Source organism: Mycobacterium sp. (assembly GCF_032162105.1).
In the GTDB taxonomy this organism is placed as follows: domain Bacteria; phylum Actinomycetota; class Actinomycetes; order Mycobacteriales; family Mycobacteriaceae; genus Mycobacterium.
Genome location: NZ_JAVRPS010000414.1, coordinates 1 through 9,088, shown reverse-complemented (window position 1 = coordinate 9,088; position 9,088 = coordinate 1). Strand labels below are relative to the sequence as shown.

The 9,088-nt window shown below is 64.2% G+C and carries 8 protein-coding genes; 5 read left to right on the top strand and 3 right to left on the bottom strand.

Going from position 1 to position 9,088, the window contains the following annotated elements:
- Window positions 1-95 precede the first annotated feature (95 nt).
- A complete protein-coding gene (gene relB, locus QOC69_RS21210; RefSeq protein ID WP_526443236.1) occupies window positions 96-674 on the bottom strand; it encodes a type II toxin-antitoxin system RelB family anti-toxin in 579 nt (192 codons plus the stop codon).
- Between the two features lie 122 nt (window positions 675-796).
- Here relB and QOC69_RS21205 point away from each other — a divergent pair, with 122 nt between their 5' ends.
- Genes QOC69_RS21205 through QOC69_RS21195 form a run of 3 tightly spaced genes read left to right on the top strand, consistent with a single transcriptional unit; the run spans window position 797 to window position 4,104 of the window.
- Window positions 797-1,852, top strand: a complete 1,056-nt coding sequence (locus tag QOC69_RS21205; RefSeq protein ID WP_526443234.1) for a 1-aminocyclopropane-1-carboxylate deaminase/D-cysteine desulfhydrase — start codon at window positions 797-799, stop codon at window positions 1,850-1,852.
- The gene (locus QOC69_RS21200; RefSeq protein WP_526443232.1) at window positions 1,849-3,315 is read left to right on the top strand and encodes an amino acid permease; all 1,467 of its coding nucleotides are present in this window, start codon (window positions 1,849-1,851) and stop codon (window positions 3,313-3,315) included. The genes QOC69_RS21205 and QOC69_RS21200 overlap by 4 nt, the downstream gene beginning before the upstream one ends.
- A gap of 27 nt (window positions 3,316-3,342) precedes the next feature.
- Window positions 3,343-4,104, top strand: coding sequence for an SDR family NAD(P)-dependent oxidoreductase (locus QOC69_RS21195; RefSeq protein ID WP_526443230.1), 762 nt, complete (start codon window positions 3,343-3,345; stop codon window positions 4,102-4,104).
- Window positions 4,105-5,181: 1,077 nt separating this feature from the next.
- On the opposite strand, the gene QOC69_RS21190 is transcribed toward QOC69_RS21195, so the two are convergent.
- Complete coding sequence (locus tag QOC69_RS21190) at window positions 5,182-6,126, bottom strand: SDR family oxidoreductase (RefSeq protein WP_526443228.1); 945 nt, start codon at window positions 6,124-6,126, stop codon at window positions 5,182-5,184.
- Between the two features lie 313 nt (window positions 6,127-6,439).
- Between QOC69_RS21190 and QOC69_RS21185 the strand changes: the two genes are divergently transcribed.
- Window positions 6,440-7,087, top strand: coding sequence for an FMN-dependent NADH-azoreductase (locus tag QOC69_RS21185; RefSeq protein ID WP_526443226.1), 648 nt, complete (start codon window positions 6,440-6,442; stop codon window positions 7,085-7,087).
- Here QOC69_RS21185 and QOC69_RS21180 read toward each other — a convergent pair.
- A complete protein-coding gene (locus QOC69_RS21180) occupies window positions 7,084-7,674 on the bottom strand; it encodes a TetR/AcrR family transcriptional regulator (RefSeq protein ID WP_526443224.1) in 591 nt (196 codons plus the stop codon). The two genes, QOC69_RS21185 and QOC69_RS21180, sit on opposite strands and share 4 nt — an antisense overlap.
- Before the next feature lie 118 nt (window positions 7,675-7,792).
- Here QOC69_RS21180 and QOC69_RS21175 point away from each other — a divergent pair.
- A partial coding sequence (locus QOC69_RS21175; protein ID WP_526443222.1) for an AMP-binding protein occupies window positions 7,793-9,088 on the top strand: 1,296 nt, incomplete at its 3' end.

The following is a 9,088-nucleotide window of genomic DNA, read 5'->3' as shown; positions in this document are numbered from 1 at the left end:
GGGTGCCCCGCTTGGGGATTAGCGGATGGCCGCCGGCGGAGATTTTGCGGACCTCCGGGGCTCCCGAGCGGATCCTGACCGATAACGGCAACGTGTTACCAAGGTGGCGTTCCCGCTCCGATCAGGCCGGCGACGTTCGAGTGTGACGCGTTCGAGAACGCATGGGGCACTCCGCTATCGAACCGAGCGCAGCTCCCGGTCGTCAGCAGATGCTGCTGATCGCCCAGATGCAGGTGCACGTCGCCGAAGAGGACGTAGACGAACTCCTCTCCCGGATGGGCGATGGGATCGTCGGCATATCCGGCCCCGGCATCGAACATGATGCGGTAGGGCTGCAGCGTGTGCTCTCCGTGTGATCCCACGAGGGTGTAGTGCACGCCGCGTCCGCGGCGGATTGATGTCGCACCGAGATCGGCGGGCTGACTGATTTCGAGAGGCCGGGCCTCGGTAGTCGGGGATTCGTCGTGGGTGAGTAGGTCGGAGATGCTGACCCCCAGGCTGTGAGCAACCGACTGCAGTCGTTGCAACGAGATCCCGGCGATTCCGCGTTCGAGTTCAGACAGAGTCGATGGACTGACCTGCAGCAGACTGGCCTGCTCACGGACGGTCAACCCACGCATCTTCCGCATCTCACGCAGACGCTTACCGATGGTCGGGGTGAGGTCAGCATCCAAGGCCGTCTCCTGACCGGTTAGGTGCGCTGTTGACTGCGAACCACGGCTACTCTACCGTCCCTAGTACCGAACAGAATGATATCGTCTGATCGGTTACACCGAACACGCAGAGGATCTCCGGTATGCCGTGCACGCGAGTGGAGCTGGTGCAAGCGCTCTCCGGGCATCCCCGGCTCTCGCTGGCCAACCTGCCGACACCACTGACCTACGCCGCGCGCTTCTCCACCGCGGTAGGCGGCGACGTCTGGATCAAACGTGACGACCTGACCGGCCTAGCGCTGGGCGGCAATAAGGCGCGAAAGATCGAGTACATCTTCGGCAATGCCGTTGAGCGGGGCGATATCGACACCGTGGTGACTGTCGGAGCTCCGCAGTCCAACCATGCCCGAAGTGTCGCTGCGGCAGCATGTCTGGCGGGATGGGACTGCCACTTGGTGTTGGGGGGCGCTCGGCCTTCTCGACCCAGCGGCAACCTCTCCCTCGACGTCGCGCTCAACGCTGAATTGCATTTCGCCGGAACACACGATTGGGACGAGCTGGAAACCATCGCTCGATCCCTCATCGACGAACTCGCCGCCGCCGGTCGCCGAGCGTTGATGATCCCGGTGGGTGGCTCGACACCCATCGGAGCGCTCGGCTTTGTCGCGGCCTATCTCGAGTTGCTCGAGCAACTCGACGAACATGGGATTGCACCGGAATCGATCATGCACGCCACGTCGACGGGCGGAACGCAGGCGGGTCTCGACTTCGCACACCGTGTCCTTGCCGAAGGCCCGCAGGTGATCGGCGTCGGAGTCGCCAAAACCCAGACCGACCTTGCTCGAGACGTCGTCACGATCGAGGGCGGCCTGCACACCTTGCTCGGCGCGGATCCAGGCGTCGTCGAACCCACCGTTCTGCGCGGATACCTGGGTGAGGCGTACGCCGTTCCCACAACCGGCGGACAGGCCGCATTCGATCTGTTGGCGAAAAATGAAGCGGTGCTAACTGATTCGGTGTACAGCGCTAAAGCGCTGCACGCAGTAGTCGACCGGGCGGCCAAAGTCGACGGCCCGATCGTGTTCTGGCACACCGGGGGCATCCCGGCGCTGTTCTCCGACACCGCCGGGGTCACCGCCTGGCGACAGACCGACCCCGCATCAACGCCCTTCCACTCCCGACACAAGGAACATTCGTGAGCACACCATCGGACGCCGACGTTGAACAGTTCGGCTACAAGCAGCAATTCGACCGCACGCTGAAGTCGTTCAGCTCGTTCGCGGTCGGATTCTCCTTCATCTCGATCACCAGCGGCATCTTCACCACCTTCGCCTTCCTGTTGGCGACGTCGGGTCCGAGAGGACTGTGGATGTGGATCCCGGCCGCGATCGGGCAGCTGCTCATCACACTCATCTACGCGCATTTCGCCGCCCGCATCCCCCTGGCCGGGTTCTCCTACCAATGGGCCTCCCGACTTGCTGGCCCCAAAGTCGGGTGGATTTTCGGCTGGCTGTCCTACGCGTTCCTCGCAGTGGTTGTGGTGGCGACCAACTACGGCTTCGTGACCCAGGCCCTGATGCCGCTGCTGCACATCGCACCCAGCCTGCACGTCGCCGAAGCGCTGACGATCGCAGTGGCGGCCATTGAGGCTGGCGTCATCATCTTCGGGACGAAACTCGCTGCGCGTATCAACGCCGCTGCCGTGGTGACCGAGATCGTCGGAGTCGCCGGACTGACGATCGTGCTGCTTGTCGTGGCAGTGGCCGGCGGCAAAGGTGATCTGGCCAATCTGACCTCCACCGGTGTGGTGCCCGAGGGTCCCGGTTACTACGGCTTCAACGGGCCGTTCATGCTTGCCGTTCTCCTCGGCGCGTTCACTATCGTGGGCTTCGAATCCATCGCAAACCTCGCCGAAGAGACCCAGAATCCGACCAAGGTTGTTCCGAAAGCGATGATAAGGGCGACCGCAGCCTCCGGTGCGCTCGGGTTGCTGTTCCTGATCGCGCTGGTCGTGGCGATGCCCAACGTCATCGACATCAGCAACAGCGCCACCCCGATCACCGACATCATGCAGGCTCAGCTCGGCAGTGTGGTGGCCAACATCTTCCTCGTCATCTTCGTCATCTCACTGTTCGCCAACTCACTGATCATCATGATGAGCGGATCGCGGATGGTCTTCGCCATGGCACGCGACAAGCGTTTCCCGGCAAGCCGACTGTTTTCCACCGTGGCCCGCCGCACCGACAGCCCGATCGCCGCGACACTGCTCATCTTCGCCGGACTGGTCGTCATCATGCTCGCCGTAGGAAACCAGACCACCGCGCTGAGCAACCTGTTCACCGCCGCCACCATCCTGCCCGCCATCATCTATCTCGCCACGGTCATCCTGTTCGCCGTGACGAAGGACAGACTGCCCAAGGCAGACGATGTCTTCACCCTTGGCCGGTCCGCGCCCTACGTCGTCGGCGCATCGCTGGTGTGGCTGGCCTTCGAGCTGAGTGCCCTTGTGTTGCCCGAGAACTTCCGCACCGCCGTGATCATCGCAGCGGTCGTTTTGGGGATCGGGATTCTGGTGTTCGTCGGCTACCTGATCTTTGCGCCCGAGGCGCTCACCGAGGAGCCCGGCGGTGTGCTCACCGACGACCAACCCGTGGCCTCGTAACCTCCGCACCGAAGACTAGGACACCTCATGGGACTGCTGGACCACAAGATCGTCCTCATCACCGGGGCGGCCGGCGGAATCGGCTCCGCCACCGCCGACGTCGTTTACGAACAGGGCGCCACCGTCATACCGACGGGTCGTGACGATAGTGAACTCGCCGCCCTTTCGGCGGTGCATGACGACGCCCGCTGGCACCCCATCCAGCTGAACGTCACAGACGAAGCCAGCGTCAACCGCGGCTTCGCGGACGCGCTCGCGCAATTCGGACGCCTCGACGGCCTCGTCAACAACGCCGGCGTGCTTATCCCCAACGACGTCCCCTCCAGCACGCTGGCCGAATTTGACGCAATCTTCGGCGTGAACGTCCGCGGAACGTACCTGTGCTGTCGGGCCGCGCTGCCCATCATGATCGAGCAGCACACAGGATCGATTGTGAACGTCGGTTCCATCAACTCGATCGGCGCCGAAAAGAAACTTGCCCTCTACGCCGCGAGCAAAGGTGCCATCCTGATGCTCACCAAGGCCATCGCGCTGGACCACGCGCACCAGGGCGTGCGCGCCAACGTCGTCTGCCCGGGTTTCGTCGACACCGCACTTAACGTCCCTCATTACGAGATGCTCGGCGGCCGAAGCGAGCTTGAACGATCCCTCGCCGACTTTCAACCCATCGGGCGTCCGATCGAAACCCGCGAGATCGCCGAGCCGATCGCATTCCTACTCTCCGACGCATCAAGTGCCATGACGGGTTCAGCGATGCTCGTCGACGGCGGCGTGCTAGCCAAGGCGTGACGGATGCGGCACCGACATTCCGACTCGGTCGAGTTTGAAAGTTGTTGTGTGGCAGACCCCATAGGGAAGAAGAATTTCTGTGAGGACCGGCCGCCAACGATCCACCCTTTGCAGCTGAGTCGCGTGTGTCGACCGGGCCGACCGCACTCGCCTACCCGCCCGCCCAATTGCCGAAGAGTTGACCGGACGCAGATCCCGGGCAAGGGCCGCAGCGATGACCCGGTAGCTGTCCGGTTGCGTCCGGTGGTGATCTCGCTCAAGTATGGCGGCGCGAGCGTTCACCGTGAGAGGTGCGGCCATAGCAACTTCGTGATCGGGTAGGTCACCGCGGCGGGTAACGCGGCATTCCTCCCTACCGCGTGCAGGCGACGCTCGACGCCTCAGCGGTCATCAGGTACTTCTCACTTTTATCTCCTAAAGCATTGTTGCCCAACAGTACCCACCTATCGACCTGCCATGCAGGTCCATCCGATCCTGTCTCCACGCATCAAATCCGCTGCATCCCAACATCTCCAACGCCATCATCTCCAAATAGGGCGTGGGCACTTTGGCACAGGAACCGCGATACTGGTTTCTGGCGCACCCGAAAATGCCTCCGCGGTAACGCGGTTCGCTCCCGAGGCGAGGTGATCGGAGGTGTTGACGATATCCCTGGTTGGCGAAGTGGATCATCAGCTACTACAACGACACCGCGAACAAAGCCATGGCCCGCGACGATGGACCGTCGCCGCGTCCATGGTGGGCGGGGGAGTAATACTCCGAGGGCGACGCCCGCGCCCCGACCTGGATGCTCACCGGGAACACTCCGAAGGTCGCCGAGCTGGTTGGGCTGGACGCTGCCGCTACGGACGACGGGTTCGCGGACACCGACACAGCGGCGACTTGCCTCATGGGGTCAACCCGAACGGGCTCGCGGGGTCGGGCGTTCACGGGCGCGTCGTACGTGACAAGAATTGGCGGAACAGCGTAAATGTGCCAATACCGGGCGAATGGTAGGAGACCAACCGTCTCCACCATTTGGCCCGACATACCGGGCTGCTGAAAAGGTCGTCCCGGATTTCGGCGGCTTGCCAATCGCTACTTGGCCGCCTTGAGTAGGTTTTCGGAGACCGTCCACAGTCGGTCGGCGTTCGCCGGGTCGAGAGCGTATCGCGCCACGCCCGTGCGGATGCGAGTGCGGCTGCGACCGATGGGAGGATCAGCGGTCTCGGCTTGGTTGCAGTCTTCGAAGTAGCGGCCGCCGATACCCTCCAGCAGTGGCGACACGGCGAGTAGCACAGATGTGGCTGCACCCTGCTGCGCGGATTTGAGCTGATCTTCGGAGAACCGGTTGCTGGTCGTGTCCTCGATGTGGCGCATCAGGTTGGTGATGATGAGACCGGGCATGAGGGCATTGGCGGTGATGCCGTCGCGGGCCCATCGACGAGTCGCTTCTACCGCGAACAGCACGTTGGCGGTCTTGGACTGCCCGTAGGCCAGCCATGGGTCGTAGTGCCGCGTCGTGAAGTGCAGGTCGTCGAAGAATACCGGGGAGAGCAGGTGAGCGGCGGAGCTCACCGACACGATTCTGGCCGCGCCGTCGGCGGCGAGTGCTTGGTGAAGTCCGGTGGCGAGCGCGAAATGGCCCAGGTGGTTGGTCGCGAACTGCAGTTCCCAGCCGTGCGCAGTGTGGGTTTCGGGGCTGGCCATTACTCCGGCGTTGTTCACTAGCACGTGAAGAGGTCCGTCCCAGGACTCGACGAACGCCGTGATTGAGTCCGGGTCGGCTAGGTCGAGCGCGGCGACGTGCAGTGCGTGGTTGCCCGTGGAGATGGCTATGTCCTTGGCGGTACATTCGCCGGCTGCGGTGTTTCGCACGGCCAGGGTGATTTCGGCGCCGGTACCGGCGAGCGCGCGAGCGGTCTCAACGCCGAGCCCGGATGCCGCGCCGGTGACCACGACGCGATGGCCGGACAGGTCGATGCCGGCCGCGACCTCTCCGGCGGTGCTGGAAAAGCCGAAGCGGGTCTTGATGGCACTCACGGTGGTTCTCCTCATGGATTTGGCAATGATCGTGGATCGACCCGGGTAAGCCACGCAGGTCGACAAGCAGTGGCTTCGGGAGTGTCGATCTGTTCAATGATGCCGACGATAGCGAAAATGGCGACATAATGTCGCCATTTGTCCTTTCCTGCGCTAGCGTTGGTTGGGGAGTCGGCCACCGACAGGACGCGGCACCGAGTTGGAGGGCGCGACCAAGAGCGCAACCCGTGTCGAGAAGCGTTGGCGCACTTGGGCATTACACCGCAAGCCGAGTTTTCGCACGGTCCAATAACGATGTATGGAGGATTAGGGAATGTCACATCTGCTGCATATCGACACCTCGGTCCGAGGCGACGCCTCGGTGAGTCGTCGACTGACCGCCCGGGCCGCCGTCCGGTGGCAGGCAGCCCATCCCGGCGCAACGGTGACCTACCGCGATCTCGGCGCCAAACCGGTACCGCACTTGGATGCCGCGACGGGACTGGCGCGAATGGTGACCGCGGCGCGGCGTACTGAGGCAGAAGACGCGTCGCTCGCGCTCAGTGTCGAATTGATCGACGAGATCAAACAGGCCGACACGGTCCTGCTTGGTCTCCCGCTGTACAACTTCGGTCTGCCAAGCACGGTCAAGGCCTGGGTCGACCACATCATCGCCCCTGGCTTGTCCATCGACGCCGAGACCCATGTCGGCCTCCTCGGCGACACCGACTTCATCGTGCTTGCCAGCCGCGGCGGCGCTTACGGTCCGGGCACGCCGCGCGAAGGCTGGGATCATGCCGAAACCTGGCTGCCGCATGCCCTGTCGGTGACCGGGCTTGAGTCGCGATTCATCACCGCCGAACTCACGACAGCCGATGCCGACCCGAAGCCGGCTCATCTGAAACCGGTTGCCGCCGAAAGCCTCAACAATGCTCCCGTCGCCATCGACCAGCTCTGGACGGCCGGCGAAGACGCTGCCTAGCTGCCGGTCAGGCCTGCGAGTAGGACTCGCAGTATCCGGCGGCACTCCTCCTCGGTGGGCGGGCGCTGGCGGGTCTCCCGCCAGAGCACGACGCCGAAGAACGCCAGGTGCGTCATCACTTCGGTGTCGTCGATTGGTCCCACCTCGCCCCGGGCGCGTGCGTGATCGAAGGCGCGCCGAAATGCGCCGAGCGCACGGTCGTTGACTGTTTCGACGAGATCCTTGAGTTCTTCTGACGTCGACCCCACCGCGCGGTAGACCGCCTGCCCCTCGGGCAAGGCCATTCTCTCCGCGATGATGAGCATCAGGGCCAGCAGATCACCGCCCAGCGAACCGGTATCGGGATCGTGATCGAAACGCTCGAGTCCCGGTTCGAGGACGGCTAGCAGCAGTGCGCCCTTGGACGGCCATCGCCGGTAGATCGTCGTGCGATTGACGTCGGCGGCCTTGGCGACTCCCTCGACGGTGAGCCCCGGGAACCCCACTCGTGCCAGTTCGGCCATGGTGGCATCGCGAACCTTCTCCACCACCTGGTGGCTTCGGGGGCCGCGCTGCACGCCCCGCGTTCGTCGCGTCGAACTGTCCATAGGCCCAAGACGCTAACACGATTCGACAAATGGCAACCAGGCGTTGCCATTCATCGAAATCCGCGCTAGCGTCGGAGCTGACCCCGACAAAGACCTCTTGGAAGGACTGGTGATACTCGTGGCCACCGATACCCGCGAAGGGCGGCTCACGCGCCGCATCGCCCATCTGTATGCCAACGACCCGGAGTTCGCCGCTGCCCGCCCCAGCGAGGCCGTTTCTGCGGCGATCGGTCAACCCGGGGTGCGACTGCCGCAGCTTCTGCGAACGGTGATGGAGGGCTACGCGGACCGGCCCGCACTCGGGCAGCGCGCCTTCCGATTCGTCAAAGACCCGGAGACCGGTCGCACTTCCCTTGAGTTGCTGCCCCGGTTCGAGACCATCACTTACCGCGAGGTGTGGGACCACGTCCGTGAATTCGCGGCCGCCCTGGCAGACGATCCGGTCCGGCCCGGCGACCGCGTCTGCGTGCTGGGCTTCACCAGTGTCGACTACACAACCATCGACATGGCGTTGGTCCAGATGGGCGCGGTGTCCGTTCCGCTGCAGACCAGCGCGCCGGTCGCCCAGCTGCTGCCCATCGTCGCCGAGACCGAGCCGGCCGTGATCGCTTCGAGTGTCGATTATCTGGACGACGCCGTCGAATTGGTGCTGACCGGCCATGCCCCCGCGCGGCTGGTCGCGTTCGACTATCACCCGGAGGTGGACGCGCAGCGCGAGGCGATCGAAGCGGCCCGCACGCGGTTGGCCCATGCAGGCAGCCCGGTGGTTGTGGAAACGCTGGCCGAGGCTCTCGCACGCGGGAAGGCGCTGCCGGCCGCACCGATGCTGGTCGCCGAGGCGGACGACCCGTTGACGTTGTTGATCTATACCTCGGGCAGCACCGGCGCGCCGAAAGGTGCCATGTATCCCGAACGCCTGGTCGCCAATTTCTGGCGCAAGCCGCCTCGGGCGGTGGGTGGGCAGCACGGCGCCGAGCCGTCGATCGCGCTCAGCTTCATGCCGATGAGCCACGGCATGGGGCGGGGGATCCTGTACGGGACCCTCGGCAACGGCGGCACAGCCTATTTCGCGGCCAGGAGCGACCTCTCCACCTTCCTGGACGACCTCGCACTGGTGCGGCCCACCGAATTGACCTTCGTGCCGCGGATCTGGGACATGCTGTTCGGTGAGTTTCAGAGTGAAGTGGACCGGCGGTCGTCCGCCGGCGCCGATCGAGTCGCGCTGGAAATGCAGGTGATGGCGGAGCATCGGCAGACCGTGCTCGGCGGGCGGTTCGTCTCGGCGAATACGGGCTCGGCGTCGATCTCGGCAGAATTGAAGGCGTTCGCTGAGTCCTACCTCGATCTACATCTGGTGGAGGGCTACGGCTCCACCGAGGCGGGGGCGATCTTCGTCGACGGCCACGTGCGTCGG